Source organism: Pelagibacterium sediminicola, assembly GCF_003390885.1.
In the GTDB taxonomy this organism is placed as follows: domain Bacteria; phylum Pseudomonadota; class Alphaproteobacteria; order Rhizobiales; family Devosiaceae; genus Pelagibacterium; species Pelagibacterium sediminicola.
Map to the genome: position 1 here is coordinate 166,659 of NZ_QMEL01000006.1, position 19,622 is coordinate 186,280.

The 19,622-nt window shown below is 59.4% G+C and carries 31 protein-coding genes; 27 read left to right on the forward strand and 4 right to left on the reverse strand.

Going from position 1 to position 19,622, the window contains the following annotated elements:
- The first annotated feature begins 21 nt into the window (after positions 1-21).
- The 10 genes from DQG18_RS11550 to DQG18_RS16745 all read left to right on the forward strand — a co-directional run bounded on the left by DQG18_RS11550 (position 22) and on the right by DQG18_RS16745 (position 4,604).
- On the forward strand, positions 22-276 hold the full coding sequence (locus DQG18_RS11550) for a hypothetical protein (RefSeq protein ID WP_116654417.1): 255 nt from the start codon (positions 22-24) through the stop codon (positions 274-276).
- Complete coding sequence (locus DQG18_RS11555) at positions 276-743, forward strand: hypothetical protein (protein WP_116654418.1); 468 nt, start codon at positions 276-278, stop codon at positions 741-743. Before DQG18_RS11550 ends, DQG18_RS11555 begins: the two co-directional genes overlap by 1 nt.
- Before the next feature lie 302 nt (positions 744-1,045).
- Complete coding sequence (locus DQG18_RS11565) at positions 1,046-1,486, forward strand: DnaT-like ssDNA-binding protein (protein WP_116654420.1); 441 nt, start codon at positions 1,046-1,048, stop codon at positions 1,484-1,486.
- Between the two features lie 3 nt (positions 1,487-1,489).
- Positions 1,490-1,888 (forward strand): hypothetical protein, encoded by a 399-nt coding sequence (locus DQG18_RS11570; RefSeq protein WP_116654421.1) that lies wholly within the window; start codon positions 1,490-1,492, stop codon positions 1,886-1,888.
- Positions 1,888-2,292, forward strand: a complete 405-nt coding sequence (locus DQG18_RS11575; RefSeq protein ID WP_116654422.1) for an HK97 gp10 family phage protein — start codon at positions 1,888-1,890, stop codon at positions 2,290-2,292. The genes DQG18_RS11570 and DQG18_RS11575 overlap by 1 nt, the downstream gene beginning before the upstream one ends.
- Entirely contained in the window at positions 2,289-2,711 is a 423-nt protein-coding gene (locus DQG18_RS11580; RefSeq protein ID WP_116654423.1) for a phage tail terminator-like protein, read from the forward strand. Before DQG18_RS11575 ends, DQG18_RS11580 begins: the two co-directional genes overlap by 4 nt.
- 10 nt (positions 2,712-2,721) lie before the next feature.
- Positions 2,722-2,955: a hypothetical protein gene (locus tag DQG18_RS11585; protein WP_116654424.1), complete on the forward strand. Its 234-nt coding sequence runs from the start codon at positions 2,722-2,724 to the stop codon at positions 2,953-2,955.
- Between the two features lie 73 nt (positions 2,956-3,028).
- A complete protein-coding gene (locus DQG18_RS11590; protein WP_116654425.1) occupies positions 3,029-3,733 on the forward strand; it encodes a hypothetical protein in 705 nt (234 codons plus the stop codon).
- 92 nt (positions 3,734-3,825) lie between these two features.
- Positions 3,826-4,242, forward strand: a complete 417-nt coding sequence (locus DQG18_RS11595; RefSeq protein WP_116654426.1) for a hypothetical protein — start codon at positions 3,826-3,828, stop codon at positions 4,240-4,242.
- Between the two features lie 104 nt (positions 4,243-4,346).
- The gene (locus tag DQG18_RS16745) at positions 4,347-4,604 is read left to right on the forward strand and encodes a phage tail assembly chaperone (protein WP_425454224.1); all 258 of its coding nucleotides are present in this window, start codon (positions 4,347-4,349) and stop codon (positions 4,602-4,604) included.
- A 56-nt stretch (positions 4,605-4,660) separates the two neighbouring features.
- Here the strand turns inward: DQG18_RS16745 and DQG18_RS11605 are convergent, their stop codons facing one another.
- Complete coding sequence (locus DQG18_RS11605; protein ID WP_116654428.1) at positions 4,661-5,371, reverse strand: DUF4145 domain-containing protein; 711 nt, start codon at positions 5,369-5,371, stop codon at positions 4,661-4,663.
- Positions 5,372-5,378: 7 nt separating this feature from the next.
- Between DQG18_RS11605 and DQG18_RS11610 the strand changes: the two genes are divergently transcribed.
- Positions 5,379-5,567 carry a hypothetical protein gene (locus DQG18_RS11610; protein WP_116654429.1) on the forward strand — a complete coding sequence of 63 codons (189 nt, stop codon included), beginning with the start codon at positions 5,379-5,381 and terminating at the stop codon, positions 5,565-5,567.
- Positions 5,568-5,674: 107 nt separating this feature from the next.
- Here DQG18_RS11610 and DQG18_RS16750 read toward each other — a convergent pair whose 3' ends face one another.
- Together DQG18_RS16750 and DQG18_RS16340 are read right to left on the reverse strand one after the other, a co-directional pair.
- Positions 5,675-6,025 (reverse strand): Lar family restriction alleviation protein, encoded by a 351-nt coding sequence (locus DQG18_RS16750; protein WP_116654430.1) that lies wholly within the window; start codon positions 6,023-6,025, stop codon positions 5,675-5,677.
- On the reverse strand, positions 5,992-6,159 hold the full coding sequence (locus DQG18_RS16340; protein WP_198669749.1) for a hypothetical protein: 168 nt from the start codon (positions 6,157-6,159) through the stop codon (positions 5,992-5,994). Before DQG18_RS16340 ends, DQG18_RS16750 begins: the two co-directional genes overlap by 34 nt.
- A gap of 133 nt (positions 6,160-6,292) precedes the next feature.
- Between DQG18_RS16340 and DQG18_RS11620 the strand changes: the two genes are divergently transcribed.
- From DQG18_RS11620 to DQG18_RS16165, 10 genes are all read left to right on the forward strand, one after another.
- Complete coding sequence (locus DQG18_RS11620) at positions 6,293-6,601, forward strand: hypothetical protein (RefSeq protein ID WP_157970134.1); 309 nt, start codon at positions 6,293-6,295, stop codon at positions 6,599-6,601.
- 11 nt (positions 6,602-6,612) lie between these two features.
- Positions 6,613-6,786, forward strand: a complete 174-nt coding sequence (locus tag DQG18_RS16345) for a hypothetical protein (protein ID WP_198669750.1) — start codon at positions 6,613-6,615, stop codon at positions 6,784-6,786.
- Positions 6,783-6,992, forward strand: coding sequence for a hypothetical protein (locus tag DQG18_RS11630; RefSeq protein ID WP_116654433.1), 210 nt, complete (start codon positions 6,783-6,785; stop codon positions 6,990-6,992). Before DQG18_RS16345 ends, DQG18_RS11630 begins: the two co-directional genes overlap by 4 nt.
- Entirely contained in the window at positions 6,989-7,285 is a 297-nt protein-coding gene (locus DQG18_RS11635) for a hypothetical protein (protein ID WP_116654434.1), read from the forward strand. Before DQG18_RS11630 ends, DQG18_RS11635 begins: the two co-directional genes overlap by 4 nt.
- Positions 7,282-7,683 (forward strand): hypothetical protein, encoded by a 402-nt coding sequence (locus DQG18_RS11640; RefSeq protein ID WP_157970135.1) that lies wholly within the window; start codon positions 7,282-7,284, stop codon positions 7,681-7,683. Before DQG18_RS11635 ends, DQG18_RS11640 begins: the two co-directional genes overlap by 4 nt.
- A 58-nt stretch (positions 7,684-7,741) precedes the next feature.
- Entirely contained in the window at positions 7,742-8,290 is a 549-nt protein-coding gene (locus DQG18_RS11645; protein ID WP_157970136.1) for a hypothetical protein, read from the forward strand.
- Positions 8,283-9,347, forward strand: coding sequence for a DUF3102 domain-containing protein (locus DQG18_RS11650; RefSeq protein ID WP_116654437.1), 1,065 nt, complete (start codon positions 8,283-8,285; stop codon positions 9,345-9,347). Before DQG18_RS11645 ends, DQG18_RS11650 begins: the two co-directional genes overlap by 8 nt.
- 377 nt (positions 9,348-9,724) lie before the next feature.
- Positions 9,725-10,648: a hypothetical protein gene (locus DQG18_RS11660; protein WP_116654439.1), complete on the forward strand. Its 924-nt coding sequence runs from the start codon at positions 9,725-9,727 to the stop codon at positions 10,646-10,648.
- Positions 10,649-10,868: 220 nt separating this feature from the next.
- Positions 10,869-11,153 (forward strand): hypothetical protein, encoded by a 285-nt coding sequence (locus DQG18_RS16160; protein WP_157970137.1) that lies wholly within the window; start codon positions 10,869-10,871, stop codon positions 11,151-11,153.
- 4 nt (positions 11,154-11,157) lie between these two features.
- Entirely contained in the window at positions 11,158-11,439 is a 282-nt protein-coding gene (locus DQG18_RS16165; RefSeq protein WP_157970138.1) for a hypothetical protein, read from the forward strand.
- 20 nt (positions 11,440-11,459) lie between these two features.
- Here the strand turns inward: DQG18_RS16165 and DQG18_RS11670 are convergent, their stop codons facing one another.
- Positions 11,460-11,873: a hypothetical protein gene (locus DQG18_RS11670; RefSeq protein WP_157970139.1), complete on the reverse strand. Its 414-nt coding sequence runs from the start codon at positions 11,871-11,873 to the stop codon at positions 11,460-11,462.
- A gap of 57 nt (positions 11,874-11,930) precedes the next feature.
- On the opposite strand from DQG18_RS11670, the gene DQG18_RS11675 reads away from it, so the two are divergent.
- Genes DQG18_RS11675 through DQG18_RS11700 form a run of 6 tightly spaced genes read left to right on the forward strand, consistent with a single transcriptional unit; the run spans position 11,931 to position 19,528 of the window.
- Complete coding sequence (locus tag DQG18_RS11675) at positions 11,931-14,273, forward strand: tape measure protein (RefSeq protein WP_116654442.1); 2,343 nt, start codon at positions 11,931-11,933, stop codon at positions 14,271-14,273.
- A complete protein-coding gene (locus DQG18_RS11680; RefSeq protein WP_157970140.1) occupies positions 14,273-14,917 on the forward strand; it encodes a hypothetical protein in 645 nt (214 codons plus the stop codon). Before DQG18_RS11675 ends, DQG18_RS11680 begins: the two co-directional genes overlap by 1 nt.
- A gap of 3 nt (positions 14,918-14,920) precedes the next feature.
- The gene (locus tag DQG18_RS11685; RefSeq protein ID WP_116654444.1) at positions 14,921-15,550 is read left to right on the forward strand and encodes a hypothetical protein; all 630 of its coding nucleotides are present in this window, start codon (positions 14,921-14,923) and stop codon (positions 15,548-15,550) included.
- Positions 15,550-17,979 carry a phage tail protein gene (locus tag DQG18_RS11690; RefSeq protein WP_116654445.1) on the forward strand — a complete coding sequence of 810 codons (2,430 nt, stop codon included), beginning with the start codon at positions 15,550-15,552 and terminating at the stop codon, positions 17,977-17,979. The genes DQG18_RS11685 and DQG18_RS11690 overlap by 1 nt, the downstream gene beginning before the upstream one ends.
- On the forward strand, positions 17,976-18,758 hold the full coding sequence (locus tag DQG18_RS11695) for a hypothetical protein (protein WP_116654446.1): 783 nt from the start codon (positions 17,976-17,978) through the stop codon (positions 18,756-18,758). Before DQG18_RS11690 ends, DQG18_RS11695 begins: the two co-directional genes overlap by 4 nt.
- On the forward strand, positions 18,758-19,528 hold the full coding sequence (locus DQG18_RS11700) for a hypothetical protein (RefSeq protein ID WP_116654447.1): 771 nt from the start codon (positions 18,758-18,760) through the stop codon (positions 19,526-19,528). Before DQG18_RS11695 ends, DQG18_RS11700 begins: the two co-directional genes overlap by 1 nt.
- Positions 19,529-19,622: the final 94 nt, after the last annotated feature.

A 19,622-nucleotide genomic window follows, 5' to 3' on the forward strand; every position in this document is an offset into this window, starting at 1 on the left:
TTCAGATCATAGGAGGCCGAAATGGCCGCTCCCCGTACCGGTTTGCCCCGGTCTCTCCGGGCGCTTTACGATTGGCTTGACGTCAACGTGCCCGACCAGAACGATTACAACCAGCTTCAGAGCGACGTTGGCACGCTGGAAGGCCAGATAGTCGACAAGATCGACGTGTCTGCGCTCGATGCGATCAACCCGATTGCCAACCCGGCAGAGGCAACCGCTGAGGACGTTGCGACAGCGTTCAACGGGCTGCTTGCCGCGCTCAAGGGAGCGGAATAATGGGTCTCGCCGCATTCAATCGCGCCCGGCGGTTCGCTGCCGAGCGCGTCGGGCAGGGTGCGGAAGCACCCGCACCCGAGAATCCAGTTAACCAGGGTGCTTCCACATCCGTTTCGATCCCCGACAACTGGCGCGATCTGCCGTGGATTCCGAAAGGCGACCAGATCGGCATTCGTGCTGTTGCCTCGTCCGTCGCGGAAGGTCCGTTCAAGAACAAGGCCGAAGCCATCGCCGCCATTGAGGCGCATCTGGCAAAGGCTGCGGCTGACGGCGGGAATCTCGACAACCCCCGCGGCGAACCCGTCGAAATTCCCGAAGCATGGGAAGCCATGACCGACGACGAAATGGTCGAGCTTGCGCTTGCCATTGTCGGCGGTGAGGGCTCGCTTGTGCCCGCCGAAGGCCAGACCGAAGCGGCGAAGGCCAAGGCTATCATCGAGGCGGAAGTCGCTGAGCGCGCCGCATGACCGACAACGTGGTCTCCTTGCCCCGCCGCACCTCAGATGACGGCGGTGACGGCCCGTATTGGTCCGGCGAGTGCCTTTGCGGCGCTTGCGGTCACGAGTGGGCCGGCGCGGCTCCGGTGGGGCAGGAAGCTCACCTCGAATGCCCGAACTGCCACCGGTTCTGGGGTGCGGCCAAGCACGCAGTGACGCCTCCGCACGCGACATGGCGCTGCAATTGCGGTGAGACACTGTTCTGGCTGACCCCGGCTGGCGCGCTGTGCAGACGGTGCGGCACCTACTCGAACGATTGGGCGGATTGATCGATGCTGAGCTTTACCGAACCCGCCGTAACGTCCGGCGATGCCGATGCCTACGCCACGGCCCGAGGCTGGACCGACTGGACCGGCGACGAAACCGTGAAGGCCGCCGCGATCATGCGCGGACAGACTTACCTCGCCGGGCTCTACAATGACCGCTGGGCGACGGAGTGGGAGAACGATCAGGCGCCCGAGCCTGTGAAATACGCGATCATCGAGACCGCGCGCCGCGAGCTTGTCTCGCCCGGTTCTCTGTCGCCTGATTTCGTTGCATCCCGCGTCGTGTCGCGCGAGCGTAAGAAGGTCGGCCCGCTCGAAAAGGAGCTGGAATACGCCGAGGCGACGGGATCGTCGTCTGTCCGGCCTCAGATCGCCATTATCGAGCAATTGCTGGCCGGGCTGCTTCGGCAGGCTTTTGGCGGCAGCGTAGCGCTTACCAGAGTCTGACCGATGATCGAAAAGTTCGATTACATCGAAAGCCAGCAGGACGCTGACGAGCTTATCGAGGAATTCGGCCAGGTCGGTGCCATTCCTCGCACAACAATCATACCGCCCGAAAACGATTGGGAGGAAGGCGAGGAAATCACCGTCTATCACCCGATCAGGGTCGCAATCCTGCCAATGGACGAGCGCCGCATTGACGGCACCATGATTTTGACCGGAGACCGGCAGGCGCTGATTTCGCCGGTTGGCCTGTCCATCACGCCAGCGGTTGGTGACATCTTGATGTTCGGCGGATCGTTCTCGGGCGAGGTCTATTCCGGCGGCGAGGCGTGGACCATTGCCAAGCTCGATACGCTGGCACCGGCTGGCGTCACGGTGCTCTATGACGCGGTCGCGAGGCGCTAATGAGCAGCTTTTCCGATCAGATAGCCGCTTTTGCTCGCAAGACCGAGGCAAAGATCGAAACGGCAATCCGCAAGATTGCGCTAGACGTTTTCAGCGAGGTCATTCTGAAATCGCCGGTCGATACCGGCAGATTTCGAGGCAATTGGCAGGTGGCAATTGGTGACGTCCCAACCGGTACGCTCGAGGTCGAGGACAAAACCGGGACCGTCACGATTGGCAAGGTGCAGGCCGAGGTGCTGAACCTCAAGGCTGGCGATACGATCTACCTCGTCAACAACCTGCCTTACGCACTGCCGCTCGAGTATGGCCATTCGGGCCAAGCCCCCGAGGGCATGGTTCGCATCACGGTTCAACGATTTAAGCCGATTGTCGAGGCGGTCGCGCGGGAGTTGAACAAGCAATGACTGCTCCGTCCATCGAAACCAAGATTTATCAGGCGATCAAGGCCCGCGTTTCCACCCTGCCCATGGCCTCGACCTATCCGATCAAATGGTCGGACGGTCCGGCCTATGAGCCGCAGGCAACGGAAAGATACCTCCGCGCCACGTGGATACCGAACCAGACCCAGCGCATGTTCATCGGATCGAGCGATCCGCATCGTCGGCCCGGCATCCTGCAAATCGACGTTTTCGCCACTGTAGCGCAGGGCAGCGGCGTTGCGCGCGAGGTCGCGGGGCAGGTCGCGGCGCACTTTGCGACCGATCTCGCCATGACCTTCATGGGTGTGAAGGCACGGGTACTCAAGGCACCGTCCGTGGGGCCTGTATTTGTCGATACGCACATCCAGGTGCCGGTCACCATTGAGGTCGAAACAAATCGATAGGAGGCACACTATGGCCTGCAAAGAGTGCGCGGAACGGCGCGAGAAGGTCATCAACGCGGTTCTCGAGGGCCGCATTGCCGCTGCCGCTGGCCATGTGATGAAGGGCGCGGCTGAAATGGTCGGGCTCACGCCCAAGGCTTCCATCGAAAGCGCTGAATTGGCGGGGCAGGGCGAGGCAATCCAGATCGATGCTGGCGATCCGCCCATGCCGCCTGTCAAGAAACCGCGAGCCAAGCGCTCGTAACCCATCCCGGCGCTGACCGGATCAACCGGCCCCGTTCGTTCGAGCGGGGCTTTTTCATGTCCAGGAGACAGAAATGCTACAGAAAATCGCGGGCAGCGCGCTTTATATCGGCAACGCTCCCATCGCCTATCAAACCGAATACGAGGCCGCCGACTTCTCTGGTGTCTCGTGGACCCGCATTCTGGGCTGGCAGACGTCTGGCGACCTCGGCGCTGAACAGGCCATGGTCACCCAGACCCTGATCGACAACAACACGACGGTTTACGCCAAGGGAACGATTTCGTTCCCGATCATGTCAAACCAGTTTGTGCCGAACCTTTCCGATCCGGGACAGATGCTGTTTGCCGCCGCGCGTCGTGCCTGTAAGCCCTATCCGTTCCGAGCGGTTTGGGGGGCGGATTGCGAGGAGACGGCAACCGTCACTATCTCCAATGCGGAACCGGCTGTTGTGTCTTGGACTGCGCACGGCCTGCCCAATGGCACGCCTGTCGTGTTCACCACGTCCGGTAGTCTGCCGACCGGGCTGACGCCGGGCACGACCTATTACGTGGTCAACGCGGATACCGACACGTTCGAGGTCGCTGCCACGCCGGGCGGGAGCCCTATCGATACGTCCGGCGCTGGCTCGGGAACGCATACTGCGACCGCTGTCCCCGTGGGCGAAACCGACCTGTTCGCCGGTTTTGCGCTTTTCGGCGTTAAGTCCGGCGGCGATGCTTCGGCCAGTCGCCTTATCACGATGCCGGTTCAGCCTATCGCGCCGGCGATCACCATCTAGCCCGTCCCGAAATGCCCGCAAGGGCAGGGCCGGAGGCGTGCGGGGCTCTCGCGCTTCCGGCCCATTGAGCCTATGAGCCCGGAGAAATACGCATGTTTGATGTGGAATCTGCCTTCGTCGATGTGGAAGTGATCGAGCAGGGCAAGTGGATCGCGCTCGGCGCTGATTTCCCCGGCGTTGAAATCCGCGCCAAGGGCCTGTCCTCGACCGATGCAAAAACGCTCTATGACAAGCTCCGCCGCGAAGCGCCGCGCACCGACAAGCTCGCCAACGGTCAGCTTTCCGAGGCAGCGCAGGAGCGCATCTTGCGTGAGGTCGTGCTGGAAAAGTGCCTGCTCGACTGGCGCGGTTTCGCCTCGGGCGGCAAAGAACTGCCGTTCAACAAGAAGACTGCCGAAGGCTTCATGACCGAGCCCAAGGCCCGCAGGGTCGGCATGGCCATCGTCACGGCCATTCTGGCGATCGATGAAACCCGCGCTGCCAAGGCCGAGGAAATCGCAAAAAACTAGCAGAGGCGCTGCGCTGGCATCTGGAAAACCCAAATGCCGACGCGCGCCGCAATTCACTTGAAGAAAAAGGCTGGCGGATACCCGAACACCTTTATCCGCCGGACATTTGGCCCGGCGCGGAAAGCTGGTTCCAAACCTTCTTTGAACTCGGAACGGATCGGCAGATCGGTATGGGGCTCGGCCCGATTCCGGCGGCCAGTATCGACCGACATGTCGCAGGCTGGCCAGGCGCCGATGCGCAGGCCTTCCGGCAGGCTATCCGGGCCATGGACGCCCTCTATCTCAAGCATCACGCGAAAGAACCGGACGTCCCGGAAACGGACAATGCGGCTCGTGATGCGTTCAGGGCGGCTATGAGGTGAGGCTATGCGCGGGCGCGCTTAAACGACAGGGCGCTCCTTGTAATCTTTGAAATCGATCAGGATTTCTCGTCTTCCGCTTCGGCAATGACAGCCGCCGAGCGGCGCAGTTCGACTTCCTTGGGTAAACTGATGAGGTATCTCAGAAAGGCATCTGTGAAGCCTTGAGCGGCTATAAGATCAGATCGCTCCACGCCATCTAGTTCATGTGCGCCGTCATTTCCGATCACACGGATTTCGTGAGCCCAATCTTTCATCGCGTCCGGCAGAACACCTTTGGCTGCGAGTTTATCAATTCGCTGAATAAGTCCCCCCTTTTCGTCGGGATATATTTCCTTAACCGCGAGTTCGAGCGCACGTCGGTACATGAGCGCGGATGCCTCTTCGGCGTCGGGAAGCCGAAAGTTCATCTCAGCTTGCTTAAGCGCCTTAAGAACGGGGGCTGAGACATGTGGGGGGAAGCTACTGGTTTCCGGCGGGGTTCGCAGAATGATCGCCCGCAACTTGAAAGCTTCCGGAACGCCCGTAGGTGTGCTCAATAATTTCTGAGCGGCAGCGGCTACCCCCTCTCGCGTCATCGTGCCGATAATCTGCGGCACAAGCTCAATGGCAAACGATCCCCAACAGCGGGCACAAAGGGCAAGGACTGGTGCGAACGTATCGTAGCCTGATGGGCTCTTCGCTCCTGCCGGTGGGACGAAGTTACCTGAAAGCGACATCGCCAGTTCGTGCGCCCCGCAATGAGGGCAATCTAAAACAGCAGAGGCCATGTGAAAAATGCTCCAATCCCCCAATATCGGAACCGACGATATCAGGATGGCGCTCAAGATCAACGCGCCGGGCGCGATGATGGAGGCGCTGCTTCAGGCGTGGCTTGTCCGCAAAACGCCCGAGGGACAAGATGCGATGGTGCAACTGCTCATTGGCGAACTGGTTGCTCGGTGCCAGCTTTCGGAGCGGGGGTAGCCTTTGTACCTAAGGCACTAAGCTAACAGGCGCAGCCCGGCCCCACTCGACATGTCTTCGTCCGCGCGATGCACGAGTTGCCGCACGGCTTGCCTTTCGAGCACCTTTTACAGCAGGCGGCCTCTTGCACGTCCTGTGTCCAGTTCTGGAACAGATCGGAATCCGGTGCAGCGGGGCTTTGGGTCAGGATGTGCCACGGCAAAGGCTCTTGTGAGATGACCATTGCCGGTCCGGCGGTTCCACGCCTTGATAACCCGTTCTGGCACGTCTTCTGACCACATGGCTGCATCACACATGGTGCAAGAAATGGACGCTGCGTGCCAATTGTAGCCTCGGTTATTCGGCGGGCTGATGTTGTAGTAAATTCGCGGCTCGCCGCCACAAAAAGGGCAGGGCAACAGTTCGGGATTGCTATCTCCACTGCTCACTTCTCCAGGTAACCCTTGTCCTTGAGCCATTGGGTAAGAATGATCTCCGCCATAGAGGCGGTCGAGCGATTGTCGTCCTTGGCCGCCTTTTCCAGTGCGTCCTTCACCGAAGGATAAATGCGCAGCCCAAGGGGGGCATTACGGGTTTCGCGTTCTGCTGGCATTGTTAGCATTTTCTAGTTGACAGTGAATCCGGCTAGAATTATACATACATCTGCTAGCAATAGCAAACGGGCCGAAACGGGACTGGTACTCCCGAGACGGCCCTAACCGAAACGAACCTGTCTGGAGGCTCGAATGGCTAAGACCACCAATACCCGGATTCCGTCCAACATCAACCTTCGCCGCGTCATGTCTCGTGCGTGGAGCGTGTACCGCTACAAGATGCTGCGCACGTTTGACGCTGCATACTTCGCCCGCTGCCTGCGTGACGCATGGAAGGAGGCCAAGTTCGACGCTGCCGCAAAGGCACGCTTGGATGCCACTATCCCGGTTGGCCGCACCGTTGAGCAAATCCGCGCCGATCTTGTGTCGCTCGAAATGTCGAATTTCATCGACTGGAGCCGCCACAAGGCCCTGTCCCTCGAACTCGCCCGTGCGGCGTGAGGGAGGGGCAGATGCACAAGGAAACTGAAACCCTCATGGTTCGCCTGTCGAGCCTGTTCACTGATCCTGCTCTCCGCCGCTTCTTCCGCGACGGCGAGCGCGACAGCGGCTTTGCCCTCGTCATTCCTGATCCTGACCTCACGCTTGACGGCGGCGAGGCGCTGGAACTGGAGGAAGTGGCATGAACTCGAAAGCGAAAGCAGCGGATCACGTCAACCGGGCCAAGGCCATCGCCACCACCGTCTGGCACGCCATGCAGAACAACGGCGAGCTGACGGAAGACGATATCGGGGCGTTGGCCGACACCCTCTATGAGGTGGTCCATCGGCTGGCGGAGGCTGAAAAGGACCTCGACGTCTACCACGTTCCGTTGATCGGAGAAGTGGCATGAGCGCACAAGAAGCAATCAGCACTTTCGAGGCGCAAGGAGGACCGCTCGAAAAGTTGGAAGCGGTTCGTCATCTGGCAGACATGCTGTGCAGCAAGCTGGAAACCAAAATGGACAAGGGGCGCTGTGAGGATGCTGGCAATGGTTATATTCGGATGACCCTGTCCCCTACGGAGGCGGAGCAAATCCTTTGGCTGGCCTCGAACCTTTCGGTCGATGCTTTTTACCTGCACAAGCAGATCAACAAGGTCTACAGCGCCTTGGTTGAGGCGGAAGACGGGAGGGCGGCAGCATGAAGCGGCGTGACCTTCTCAAAGCCCTGCCGGTAGCAGGGGTAGCAATGGCGGTTCCCGCATTCGCGGGGCAGGCGATGTCCGCCCAAGAGCGTGTGCGGTTTCATTTCGCGGCCATGGCCGATGCACTCAATGAGATCACCGCCGAGACGCACCATGGCTGGCATATTCAGGCCGGGGACAAGTCCAGCGGCGGATTGGTCCCCCATTGGGATCATCGGTGGCTTTCCGTTCGCGGGCTGATCTTGGAAAAGGAATACGATCCAAGGCTCAAGGGTGGCGAGATCATCATCGATCGCGGGCACGACCTCGAAAGCCTTCGCTATCAGCGGGAGAGTACCCGCCCGGCGCTGGCAAAAATGCCGGTCTTTCATCGGCGGCCAAACGGCCAGCGGGCGTAAGCGCCCGGTCTTTCTGAATATTACTGATCCTGACATTCGCAGAAGCCCATCTGCGAAAGTGACGGCGCGCACCTCGGATTCCAGCCTGGCGCGCACCGTCTCCCTCTCTCAACGGCGCTTGGGCACCGCCAGAAAGCACGACGACATGACTACTGAAATTCAGAGAGTCAATCCCGGCCAACTGGCCGAGCGGAGCAATCAGCATTGGCCCGCATTGCGAGAAGCTGGCAAGATCGACCGGCTGAACTTCACCGACGCCATTCAGGCATTCGTCGATTACGTTGACGGCGAGGGTGAAGGCTCAACCCGCCCTGATCTGGCGTACTCGAACTTCACGCGTTCGGTTTATGCTGCATTTGGCCTGAACGCCAAGCAGCGCGAAGCCCTGATGAACGGGGAGAAGAAGTCCCGCGACCTGTTCGACCTGATGGAGCTTCGCTATTTGCAGATGGCGGAGAGCACCGCTGCCGCGATCATCTTTCAGGGGATCGCTGCCAAGGCAACGCGCAAATCGATCAAGGCGACAGTGAAAAACGAATGCGGCCAGATCGCCGCCGCCCATCGCCGTCTGTCCAAGGGGCTGTTCAAGGGGCAGGGCAATGACTGAGATTACCTTGTTCGACTACGCAAACATGCCGGTTGAAACCGCGACGGAAGTACGCGCCGCCGCTGAGCGCATCCGGGTTCGGATGAAGCGCACGGCAGAGGATATTATTGCCATCGGCCTCGATTTGATTGAGGTCAAGAGCAGGCTATCCCATGGCGCGTTCCTTCCATGGATCGAAGCCGAGTTCGGGATGACCGACAGGACCGCCGCCCGGTTTATGCAGGTGGCTGAGGTATACGGAAACAAATTCGACATAATGTCGAATTTAACGCCCACAGTGCTTTATGAACTTGCTGCACCTTCGACGCCGGAGCCTGTCCGCCAGATAGTTGAGGCAAAAGCCGAAGCAAATGAGAGCGTGACCGTCGAGGAAGTGAAGCGCCTTAAACGCGAAATTGCGGATAAGGAGGCGGAAGCCAAACGGGCGGAGCAGGACGCTATCCGCGCCAAGCGCGAGGCCGAAGCTGAGAAGGCCAAGTCCGCCGATCTTCTTGGGCAGGTGAACATGCTCAAGGAGAACGCCGAAGCTGTCCGGCTAAAGGCTGAGCAAGAAGCCGAAGCCAAGGCCGCTGCCGAACGCCAGCGACTTCTCGCAGAAATCGAAGCGGCAAAGTCCGAATCCGAGCGCGTCCGAGAGGAAGCCGAGAGGGCAGCGGATGCCCAAGCAGAAGCGGCGGCTGAGGCGGCGCTTGCGAAGGTCGATGGTGAGGTAAAGGCAGCGCGCCAGAAAGAGGCGGAAGCCCGGCGCGCCGTCGAACGCCTCAAGGAACAGAAAGAGTTCCTCGATGGCAAGATCAGAGAGCACCAAGACTATTTGGCAAAGATCAAGGGTGCTGAGGTCGAAGCCAAGGAAATCTTGGACTCACTGGAAAAGCTGACGGAGGTTCTCGTTGCCGCCCAACTGGTGTTCATGGACCTTGATTATGAGCATGACGAGCATGTTCTGAAAAAGGTTCGCGTCGCGTCGGATCACTGCCGGAAGATGGCGGATATGATGGACGCGTCCTTAGCGCCGCGACTTGTCTACGACGCTGATAACGCGCAGGACTTCGGCTAGTGCCCAACGACAAGGGCCATATCCGTTACGAGGCCGGGACGGTAGGAGGCATCACGGTTACCGTGATCGAGCATCTGCCTTCCCGGCCCGGCCAGTATCAGGTGGAATTACTGGACACCTATTGCGGCACTTCCGAAATCGGAGAGCCGTTCATTGGCAAGGGCGCCCTCCGGCGCGCGTCGGTATTTTCGGAGTCAATCCTATCCGCGCTCGAATGTGCGGACATAACGTGGAGCAGGTGAGGCAAGGGACAGCCTTGCCTCTTTTCATTCGGGATTAAACGGGGCAAATCGCCGCCCATGTTAATCCTAAAGAAGATTTGACTCGATTTTTTCCGAATTCCCGCTTTTCATACAAGCATCGTATGGAGGGGGAGTATGATAAATCGCACCTTGTCGCTGCGCGAGGCAGTAAACGTCAATAAATTTGGGGCAGACAATGGCGGCCCCGGCACGCTCCAGAATATTCTAAAACTCGCACATCCTGATGGATGCAACATTGACCATCGAACTTTCGATACAGGTCAATCAGTTTTAAAAGTCCTGAATTTTGAGCGAAGTGCGAAATATGAGCTGATACATCTGGTTGCCTATACGCCAAACGATCGAGTGCAGGTGGTTCCTGTCGCCGGAGGATCGGTGAACATCGGGCTGGAGTTGGCCCAAGCGCCGGATCAGACAGAGTTTCTGGATGGCGAAATGATGCTGCTGGTCCGGGGCAATGACGTCTTGGTATGCCGTTGTGGGTTACCCGACGGAGCGCTGATCGATTACGTGGAGCATATGGCCTCGCACTTGGGAATTGGGACCGATTTATCGCGTTTCTCATTGGGGAAGCGTATCGATATGGATAAAATGGCAATGATCGTTGAGGAGGGTGTCCATCGTCTCAGAATGAACGCCGTCGCCCACAGCGTTTCCGTCGATCACGCCGAGCGCGAAACTGTGCGGAAGCGGATGCTCGGAAGTGTTCTCGACGACATCAGGGCCTTGCTTATGATGGAAGGGAAGGTTCCAGAGGAGGCGGAAAACCTCAAAGTCGAGGTCTCGCTCTCTTTCGACAAGCGTAAAGGAGGCGATGTCGAGCGCCAGCAAATCCAAGAGCTGGCAGAGACAGTCCTGGACGAAGACGATGCGGGATTTGTTATCGAAACAATGACAGGTCGCAAAGTGCGCGCGAATGACATTTTGTTGTCGAAAACCGTATCAATGGAACCGTTCGGCAAGTCTGTTCGGCACACCGAAGCTTGGGGGCATCTTATAGAGTTCGATTCCGAACTCCGGGCGGTGCCAAATGGCTAGCAGGAAAGATGGGAGGCAGGCAGTTCCTTGGCGAAGTTGGCTATTTGGAGTGCTGTGCATTGGCGCTGGGGTAGCTGTAGCGATCTGGGGCGCCGACTTTATCCGAGATAATGAGCGGGCAACCGGTGTGATTGTCACGGTGTTTTCAATCCTAGCGGGCTTTCTCGTAGCCGTCATGACGCTGCTCGGGGATCAATCAATGCTACCCGGAGGATGGAAAATGAGCGCCATCCATCGGGAGCGAATCGTCGCAAAGATGACGCGCCAAAAATACCTTTTCCTTTTGTACCTCGTCACCCTTGCCATCATTTTTGTCTCTGCTGTCATCGGCAGCAAGCATGAGGAGGTTGTCGCTTGGATGGAGAGGGTCTACTTCGGGCTTGCGACGACCGCGTTTTTACTTTCATTCAGACTCCCATCTACGTTGATGGCAATTCAAACTGATCGGCTTGACGCAGTAATTGAAGCTCGGCGAAAGGCCAGCGCTCCCATTGATAGGAACTGAAATAATGTCGGACAAATCTCTTATCGGAAAACTTAAGATTATCGAGATTGTCTCTGATCGATCGCCTTGGGATGGGTCGTCCGTACGCAGGGTGACCATTGCTTATTCGCTGGAGAAAGCGGCTCCATTGACCGCCACTTTCTTTATCGATCAGCGAGTCGATGATAACGATGTTGTCCGTTTGTGCAGGAATTATTTTCATCGGCTCACTAGCAAGCTCGGTTCTGATACTGAGAGTTGGAAGCTTTCAGATGAAGAAGTCGAACTAATCAGCGGTCCAAAATAAAGGGCGGCATAGCCGCCCCTCTATTCAAATTCCTCGACAGTCCCGTCATCGTAGACGATAGACCAGACACAGGTTCTACTACGCACATCGTCCCTGTTGATCGAAGTTATGCGAGAGTCGCTACCCACGAACGCGCCCGAGGATGTGAACACCTCTCCGGGCACGACTGTTTGATCGCGTTCGATACTGACTGAAACGAGTGCATTCCCGAGAGCATCGGAAAAGAGAGTCGCGGCATGGATCATGCGATACGTTCTTTCGCCGCGATAGACTAAGTCCACTTCCATATCGGTGCGTATGTGCCTGCCGTCTTCGCGTGCGGAGGCTCGCCAGTCCGAAACGTCAAACAATGATGTATCGCACGACATTGCGGGCGTAACCGCCGCCAGCGCCCCGACACTGACAACTACAAAAACAAGCGCCATTTTTTTCATTGCGTCCTCCTGAACCCGTGGGTTCGGGACGCTATTGCATTTCTTGGAGATCATCAAATGGACCTCGCGACTTTGGGTATCAGGATCGACAGCAATGGCGTCGTGAAGGCGACAGGCGACCTGAAGGGCATGGAAGGTCAGGCGAAGCGCTCGGAGGATTCGATTGATGGCTTGAGCCGTGCATTTCGGATGCTCGCCCCACTCGTCGGCACCGTAATGGCTGCATTCAGCATTCGGGCGCTGACCCAGTACGCCGATGCGTGGTCGGATATGCAGTCGCGAGTAGGGGCGGCGGTAAAGAACATGGAGGCCGCTCCCGCACTTATGGAGCGGCTGGTTGACGTGGCGAACGCCTCATATTCGCCGTTGGCGCAGACCGTCGAGATTTACGGACGCAACGTAGCGGTGCTCCGGGATCTTGGCCGGGGTGCGGTTGAGGCAGCTGATTTCACCGAAGCCTTGAACCATGCACTGGTTACCACGGCGACCAAGGGGCAGGACGCAGACGTCGTGCTCAATGCGCTCTCTCGCGCCATTTCAACCGGGAAACTTCGGGCGATGGAATATGAGACGATCATGTCTCGAAGCCCGCGCGTGCTTGAAGCTGTAGCCGACGCAATGGGCACTACCGTCACTGGCCTTCGCCAGATGGCGGTCGATGGCAAGGTCACCGGCGGGGTCATCGTGGACGCGCTAATCGGCTCTCTGGAAGAGCTTCGCGAGGAAGCAGGCGAAATGCCCGCGACCATCGGGGATGCATTCGTGCGTATCCAGACGAATTTTGGGGCCTTGGTCGGTCGCGTCGATCAAGCAACCGGCGCGTCTGAGAATTTCGCAATCACTCTCATCGGGTTGGCGGACTCTATTCGCAACATGACGGACGATGTTGTCCGGTCCGCTGTCGTCATCCAGACTATTTTTGGCTCGGCCCTCGATGGGGTGACCGGGCTTGTCGCGAGCCTCGGGATCGAATTCGACGGCATGGCGACCCTTATTATTGCCGGGGCTGGCGCGGCGGGGTTCGCGGTAACAACTTTTGGCTTCATCACGCTGCGCACATTGTCTGCGATTGGCGCGGCGCTGATGATGAACCCGTTTGCGCTGCTTATCGGCGGCATAGCGGCGGCAGTTGCAGCGTCTTACATTTTCCGTGACGAGATTGCACAACTTATTGGCTTCGACGTATTCGGCGTTTTCAAGGACCTGGCAAATGACATCATCGGCATGATGGTGGGCGCATACGATGCCGTTGTCGTGGCGTGGAAAGAGTTGCCGGGAGAATTTGAAAGCATTGGCAAGCTGGCTTGGAATGCGCTTCTTGAAGGCTTGAGTGGCCCCGCCATCCAATGGACGAACCCTTTTACCAATGAAGTCCATGATATTCTGTCTTTCGATTTTACCGATTTCAAGCACGACCTCTCGGAGACAGAGAGCCGGGCAGGAGATCTGGCGAAGGCTGCCTATCAGGCCAGGCAAGGCATCAATTACTTGGGGGAAGCCGGGCAGGGCATCCGCGACCTATGGGACAATGCGCTCGGTGCGCAGGCCGCTCTTGCCGATCTCGCTGGTGGCGGCGGTGGCGGCAGTGATCCCCTCGGGCTGGGTGGTGCTGCTGGCAAGCTCAACGCCTATCAAGAGGCAACCCAAGCTGTCCGGGACAATATCGCCGCTCTCGAACAGCAGGCGCTGACCTTCGGTCTCTCCGAAACCGCCGCTACTCGCTTCAACACTGCCATGGACTTGCTCAAGGCAGCGCAGGAAGCGGGCATTCCGATCACTGCGGGCCTCATAGATGAGATCAACGGACTTGCCGATGCTTATGCGTTGGCCGAGGAACGCACCCGCCTTCTCCAGCAGCAACAGCAGCTCGCCATCGACATCAACAACACGTTGGCGCAGGGCTTCTCGAACATGTTCACCGGCATCATCGACGGGTCCAAGAACGCGGGGCAGGCGATTGGCGACCTGCTCAAGAGCTTGGGGCAGTTGCTGATCAACAACGCCTTCATGATGCTGTTCGGGGGCGGCACGGGCGGGGGGATCGGGGGTATGTTTGCTGGGCTGTTTTCCTTCGACGGCGGCGGCTTTACCGGCTACGGCCCTCGCTCTGGCGGGATTGATGGCAGGGGCGGCCTCCCGGCGATCCTGCACCCGAATGAGACGGTGATCGATCACACTCTTGCCGCGAACGCTAATCGGCCAGTTGCCAGCACGCATACGTCCGGCGGTGATGTCTACGTCACCATCGAGCGGATCGAAGCCAACTCGGAGGCGGAAGGCGCTGCCGCCGCGCGTGGTTTCCAAGCCGAAATGCGCCGCTGGCAAGAAAGCGGCGAGGGTGCCCGCTACGTCCGGGCCGTGGTGAACAACCCGGGCCGGTCCAATCCGAGGGCCGCGTGATGACATTGGCTAACCCTCTACCTGCCGCTGACTTCGCTGACCGGTTCAAGGTTCAGGACATTCGTTTCGTTCAGTCCTTCAATCAGCAGCGCTCGATGACGGCGGGCGGCAACACAGGCTACGCTGATCGGGCCGTGTCGCTGTGGGCCGCAGAGATCACCACCGAGGTCATGTCCAACGCCGAGGCGGAAGGCATCATGGCGCTCATCAATTCGAGGGCAGGGGGGCTTAAGACCGTCCTGCTCTACAACTGGCGCCTGCCATATCCTGCAACGGACCCGAATGGCTCGATCATCGGGCCGACCGTGCCGGAGATCAACGTCATCACGGATCGGCTGCACGTTTCGTTCAGCGGTTTCCCGCCCGGCTATCAGATCCCCCTCGGGACGTATTTCGGGGTCGTAAAGAACGGGCTCTATTACCTCGGGCAGTTCGCAGAGGCCCGGACGGCCAATCCCATCACCGGCGCCGTTGCAAGCGTCGAGATTTGGCCCCCGCTACCCGCCAGCATCGCGAGCGGTGATGACGTGATCATCAGAAAGCCCTGCGGCAAGTTCCGCATCGTTCCGGGTTCGGCCTATCCGTCAAAAATATCGGGCCTTCATTCCGAGATCAAGCTCAGCGCCGAGCAAACCTACCGGTAAGACATGACCTACACGCCTTCGATTATAGCCCAGCTTGAAGCGGGCGAACTGGTGCTGCGCGACTTTCTGGTCGTTGAGGGCCAGACGCTCGGCGGGTCAGCCGTCACCTTCGCCTATTGGACAGGTGAGGACAATGTTGCCCAGAACGTAACGCCGCCGGGCGCATCAACGCCGGTCAGTACCAACTTTCGAGGCGCAGGCACCCTGCTCGACGCGCCGCAGATCGTGGACGTGATCGGGCTTGAGGCGGCAACCGTGACGTTCGATCTGGATCATGCCAGCACGGCCGAAAACTCGCCCATGGATATGGTGTTTGGCCACAATATCAGGATCGCGCCGGTCGCCTATTACCAAGGCGTGTTCAATCCGGAAACCTGGCACGTGATCGATGCCCCAATCTTGCTCTTTTCGGGGCGGGTCGATGGCGCGTCGGTCAATGACGCGGCGGCGGGCGGAGAGGGCGGGCTGGCGCTCGATGTCGTCTCGGCAGCGATTGAACTGACTGTTACGAACCCGGCGGTCAAATCGCAGGCACAACAGGCTTTGCGTGGCGGGGACGAGTTCAGGAAGTGGGGCGATACCGCTGGCAATTATGAGCGCTGGTGGGGTCAGGTGAAGGGGAAGGCAGCCTGATGTTCGATCCGTTCAGCTTCCTCATTCAACTGGTCGTCGGCGCAGTTCTTTCCTTCGCGGGAAACCTTCTTCAGCAGGCGTTCGGGCCGAAGCCCCAACAGGACCGACGTACCGGAACGCGGGGGGCGCGCCAGACCGGCGGTACGGTGCCCAAGAGCTTCCTTGTCGGCACCATTGGCGTGCCGGGCAAGTACGAGTACGGGGGTGAGTACGGGTCCAGCGGCGGCGTTCCCAATGTCTTTGCCGTCGATGTCCTGTCCCTCGGCGACCTGCCGATCGATGGCTTTGCAGGGCTGTACGTCAATGGTGCGGCGGCAACGCTTGCCACGACCGGCGGGGTTGAGCAGGGTTATCCTGTCCCGGAATACAACATCGCGGGCGGCAACAAGCTCTGGTGGCGCGGCTATACCGGCACGCAGACGGCGGCAGACAGCTTCCTTGTGAGCAAGTTCGGCGCGCATGCCGAGCGCCCTTGGACCAGCGCCATGATCGGGCGCGGTGTGCCGTACGTCACCTTCACGAGTTTTTGGCACGAGGAAGTCTGGACCAGGCCGTTTCAGGACTTCATGGTCGTTTGCCGGGGCCTGCGGCTCTACGATCCGCGCAAGGATTCGACCGCCGGCGGTTCGGGCTCGCACCGTTGGGGGCAGCCTTCGACCTACGAGTTCTCCGACAACTCGATGGTCATCATCTACAACATCCTGCGCGGTATCCATTACGAAGGCGAGCACGTCTGGGGCGGGAAGCGGACGGCGGCGCAACTGCCTTATGCGGTCTGGGTCGCCGCAATGGACGCTTGCGATGAGGTTGTCACGCTCAAAGGTGGCGGGACCGAGAAGCGTTTCCGCGCGGGCCGGGAAATCTTCTTCGATGAGCGCCCCCAAGACGTGGTTCAGGAACTGCTCATCGGCGCCAATGCGCGCATCAGCTATTGTTCTGACGGGACCGTTTATGTGTTGGTGGGCGCGCCGGATGCGGCGGATGGTGCGCTGACAGATGCAGACGTGCTGGCGACCGAACCACTCGGATCGTTCCCATTCCCGAAATTTGACGATGTGATCAACGGCGCCACGGCCAACTATATCGAGCCGTCGCAAGCTTGGGAAATGAAGGATACCGCTCCCTATTACCGGAGCGATCTGGAAGCGCAGGACGGGGGCGAGCGCAAGCCGCGCGGCCTTGAACTACCGACGACTTTCTCGGGTACACAGGCCCAACGAGTTTTGCAGGCCGTGATCGAGGAAGGCCGTCGCTTCCGCAAGCATGTCGTGGCGCTGCCCGCCGCCTATGCGCAGTTCCGGCCTTTGCAGGTTCTGGCGTGGTCATCGGACCGGTACGGCTATTCGACCAAGCTATTTCTCATCACGGCCCGGACCCGCTCACCTTGGGGCTGGGTGGTCCTGGGCCTGCAAGAGATCGATCCGGCGGACCATAGTTGGAACCCGGCGACGGACGAGCGCCCTATCGAGTTCGCCCCGATCACCAGCAATCGCCCCGCGCCGCAGGTCGTTACGGGTGTTTGGGTCGAGCCCTATATCGGCAAGGACGCGGACGAGAACGAACGCCGCGGCGGTTACGCGGTCCATTGGCCCACTACGGCAGTCGCGGTCGATGTAGAGCAGGTCAGTATCGTTCATCGCCTCAAGGGTGAAAGCGCGATCCGGTGGACCGGCGCGATCAACAAGCCCGAAATCCATCTCGGCTCAGCTTCTGTCTTTGAGAGCCTGATCGGCGGGCAGACCTTCGAGGTGAAGGTCACGTATATCTCGGCCTCGGGCCGCAGGATCGAGGCTTCGGAATGGCTCGAAGTGACGATCCCCAACATCCGGCTCACCCCGCTCGATGTGGAACTCGGCAATATCGCCCGCGACGTGCTGGACCAAATGGGCATCAAGCCCCGCCAGTTGATCGAGCAGTTCAAGCAGCTTGGCACGCTGCTCGAGGAAGTCGACCGCGAGAACTACACCAAGCGCGAGGCCCTTTTCCGCGAGATCAGCGTCGAACTGGAAGGGCTGGAGGCGAGCTTTACCGAGATCATTGAGGTGGCGCTGGGTCCAGGCGGTGCGATCGCCGTTGCTCTGGAAAGCCTCTATGCGGCCATGGGCGGCAACAGTTCTCAGGTCAACATACGATGGGAAGCGGTCGCGGCGCCTTCCGGTTATGCAGCCCGGTACGCCATCCAAGCGGCTGTCGATGACGGAACGTTCCGCGCTGCCACGTTCTTCCTCGACGTTCCGGCTGATCCTGGCCAGCCGACGCGCATCGGCCTGATGGCGGGACAGACCGCGTTCTTCACCTCTGATGGCACGCCGATTGTGGCGATCAGCGAGGACGGCAAGTTGCGGTCAGCCAATGGCTCATTTGAGGTGGATATGATCACTGGTGATTTGGTGTCCGCCGGAAACTTCAGCTTTGGAGCCCCAGCATGAGAGTGATCCGGGGCTTCAAGGATCAGGGCATTGTGGCCTGTTTTGAAGAGCCAAACACCACCGGCCATCCGCTGGACTTCGATGCGCCGCGCAACGCGCCTGCCAAAAATCCGGCGGCGCATGTCGCCAGCGTTTATTGGCACAGCGACTTCTTCCAGTACGAACTGGCGATGCCCCTTCAGACAGTCAGCGTCAGCCACCCCTCACTGGCCGGGCGAGTGCAGGTTTATGGAGGTGATAGTTTTTGGGTCCAACTCCCGGAGGTTCAGGGTTGGGGGCGGTCCGGCACTGCGGAGCGTACGTTGGTTACTCACAGTCTCGGATATGAGCCGCTGGCGTATGTTGTGTGGAACGGCCTGTTGGTGACGCCGGGCACCATTGTTCAGACCGAAAGCAATGGCCGAGCCCGCTCGGTCTGCGCTTTCGTTACATCGTCTGTCGTGGGTCTTTTCGAGACCATGAACAGTTCAAACACGGCACTATCGGCGGTGAGCCGGACCTATCAGGTACTGATATTCCGCCAACCCGCCGCCGATGCCGGGAAACCCTTATTCGGGCGCGTGGGCAGCGATGTGGTGATTGGCAGGGGCAAGATCGATACGTCGAAGCAATACATGCACGCCGTTGCCCCGGGGGAAACGCCATATGTGATTCCCCAAGGCCCAATCGGGGATATCGGAAATGGGCGCGCCCGCATTGCCGTGGGGAGCAACGTGATCACCGAGACAGACTACGTGGGCAGCTTCACCGGGCCCAGCTTCCTGACAATAGGTGTGTGATGGGTAGGGTCTTCAGCGAGGATGGAGATATTCTCGTACGGGACGGCAGCCGCCGGGTATGGGACACGAATTATCCGCCAGTGAACTGGATGCCAGCGAGCGCATGGATAACGCTGTCGAACTATGATTTCAGTTATCCCGATTTCAGCAAGGGTGGGGGCTACGGTTACGAGAGGTTCACAAACCCCTTCGGCTTCGACTCGGATGCCTGCGTCACCTGCGTGACGATACTCCCGCAATCGTGGGATTCCGGATGGGTTACGGTAGGCACCGTACCGACGGGCTGCAACGCGATCGACGTGCGCGGCTCGATTGTCCGAACCAAGGCACCCGACGACCTTCTCGGGATCACGGTTCCGATGAATGTGCCGAGCGGCAAAGAGGTAAGTTTCCCCGGCGGATGGTGCCGCATCGAGCGCGAATTCAGTTGGAGCCGGACATTTGAATTCAGGCTGAACGGGACCGCGATCCAGTTCAGGCGACGGCAGTCTACCAGAGCCTCGACCAACAACCCGCCATGGAAGCAGAACTGGTCTGACAGTTTCTATTTTGGCTGGTCTCACTTCGGCGGCACCGGCGCTGCGGAGGGGGCCCTGGCTGGAATCATACAGCAGAGCGCCGGGGCCATGGGTAGTGGCGCCAGCCGTAAGCGCGGCGGTCCTCTCGCCTGCTCGATGAGCACCGCAGGTTTTGACTTCTCATCAGCCTATCGCGGCAACTTCACCATCCGTCCCGGCGAGCTATGCCGGGAAATGGGTGACGGGGTCTGAAAGGGCGGCGTATCGTGGCGGGTGTCGAAGCCTGCCAGAACTTCCCAAAGGAACGATACGCCATGAAGAAGACTACAGACATCATCGCCTTTCG

Excerpts from the sequence above, each read along its gene's own strand:
- DQG18_RS11660 (WP_116654439.1), top strand. The coding sequence starts at position 9,725 with ATGATAAATCGCACCTTGTCGCTGCGCGAGGCAGTAAACGTCAATAAA.
- DQG18_RS11640 (WP_157970135.1), top strand. The coding sequence starts at position 7,282 with ATGAAGCGGCGTGACCTTCTCAAAGCCCTGCCGGTAGCAGGGGTAGCA.
- DQG18_RS11630 (WP_116654433.1), top strand. The coding sequence starts at position 6,783 with ATGAACTCGAAAGCGAAAGCAGCGGATCACGTCAACCGGGCCAAGGCC.
- DQG18_RS11585 (WP_116654424.1), top strand. The coding sequence starts at position 2,722 with ATGGCCTGCAAAGAGTGCGCGGAACGGCGCGAGAAGGTCATCAACGCG.
- DQG18_RS16340 (WP_198669749.1), bottom strand. The coding sequence starts at position 6,159 with ATGCCAGCAGAACGCGAAACCCGTAATGCCCCCCTTGGGCTGCGCATT.
- DQG18_RS11555 (WP_116654418.1), top strand. The coding sequence starts at position 276 with ATGGGTCTCGCCGCATTCAATCGCGCCCGGCGGTTCGCTGCCGAGCGC.
- DQG18_RS11610 (WP_116654429.1), top strand. The coding sequence starts at position 5,379 with ATGCTCCAATCCCCCAATATCGGAACCGACGATATCAGGATGGCGCTC.
- DQG18_RS11690 (WP_116654445.1), top strand. The coding sequence starts at position 15,550 with ATGTTCGATCCGTTCAGCTTCCTCATTCAACTGGTCGTCGGCGCAGTT.
- DQG18_RS11550 (WP_116654417.1), top strand. The coding sequence starts at position 22 with ATGGCCGCTCCCCGTACCGGTTTGCCCCGGTCTCTCCGGGCGCTTTAC.
- DQG18_RS16750 (WP_116654430.1), bottom strand. The coding sequence starts at position 6,025 with ATGGCTCAAGGACAAGGGTTACCTGGAGAAGTGAGCAGTGGAGATAGC.
- DQG18_RS11695 (WP_116654446.1), top strand. The coding sequence starts at position 17,976 with ATGAGAGTGATCCGGGGCTTCAAGGATCAGGGCATTGTGGCCTGTTTT.
- DQG18_RS11580 (WP_116654423.1), top strand. The coding sequence starts at position 2,289 with ATGACTGCTCCGTCCATCGAAACCAAGATTTATCAGGCGATCAAGGCC.
- DQG18_RS11575 (WP_116654422.1), top strand. The coding sequence starts at position 1,888 with ATGAGCAGCTTTTCCGATCAGATAGCCGCTTTTGCTCGCAAGACCGAG.
- DQG18_RS11570 (WP_116654421.1), top strand. The coding sequence starts at position 1,490 with ATGATCGAAAAGTTCGATTACATCGAAAGCCAGCAGGACGCTGACGAG.
- DQG18_RS11650 (WP_116654437.1), top strand. The coding sequence starts at position 8,283 with ATGACTGAGATTACCTTGTTCGACTACGCAAACATGCCGGTTGAAACC.
- DQG18_RS11635 (WP_116654434.1), top strand. The coding sequence starts at position 6,989 with ATGAGCGCACAAGAAGCAATCAGCACTTTCGAGGCGCAAGGAGGACCG.
- DQG18_RS11675 (WP_116654442.1), top strand. The coding sequence starts at position 11,931 with ATGGACCTCGCGACTTTGGGTATCAGGATCGACAGCAATGGCGTCGTG.
- DQG18_RS11605 (WP_116654428.1), bottom strand. The coding sequence starts at position 5,371 with ATGGCCTCTGCTGTTTTAGATTGCCCTCATTGCGGGGCGCACGAACTG.
- DQG18_RS11685 (WP_116654444.1), top strand. The coding sequence starts at position 14,921 with ATGACCTACACGCCTTCGATTATAGCCCAGCTTGAAGCGGGCGAACTG.
- DQG18_RS11680 (WP_157970140.1), top strand. The coding sequence starts at position 14,273 with ATGACATTGGCTAACCCTCTACCTGCCGCTGACTTCGCTGACCGGTTC.
- DQG18_RS11700 (WP_116654447.1), top strand. The coding sequence starts at position 18,758 with ATGGGTAGGGTCTTCAGCGAGGATGGAGATATTCTCGTACGGGACGGC.
- DQG18_RS11670 (WP_157970139.1), bottom strand. The coding sequence starts at position 11,873 with ATGAAAAAAATGGCGCTTGTTTTTGTAGTTGTCAGTGTCGGGGCGCTG.
- DQG18_RS16165 (WP_157970138.1), top strand. The coding sequence starts at position 11,158 with ATGTCGGACAAATCTCTTATCGGAAAACTTAAGATTATCGAGATTGTC.
- DQG18_RS11595 (WP_116654426.1), top strand. The coding sequence starts at position 3,826 with ATGTTTGATGTGGAATCTGCCTTCGTCGATGTGGAAGTGATCGAGCAG.
- DQG18_RS16345 (WP_198669750.1), top strand. The coding sequence starts at position 6,613 with ATGCACAAGGAAACTGAAACCCTCATGGTTCGCCTGTCGAGCCTGTTC.
- DQG18_RS11620 (WP_157970134.1), top strand. The coding sequence starts at position 6,293 with ATGGCTAAGACCACCAATACCCGGATTCCGTCCAACATCAACCTTCGC.
- DQG18_RS11590 (WP_116654425.1), top strand. The coding sequence starts at position 3,029 with ATGCTACAGAAAATCGCGGGCAGCGCGCTTTATATCGGCAACGCTCCC.
- DQG18_RS11565 (WP_116654420.1), top strand. The coding sequence starts at position 1,046 with ATGCTGAGCTTTACCGAACCCGCCGTAACGTCCGGCGATGCCGATGCC.
- DQG18_RS16160 (WP_157970137.1), top strand. The coding sequence starts at position 10,869 with ATGAGCGCCATCCATCGGGAGCGAATCGTCGCAAAGATGACGCGCCAA.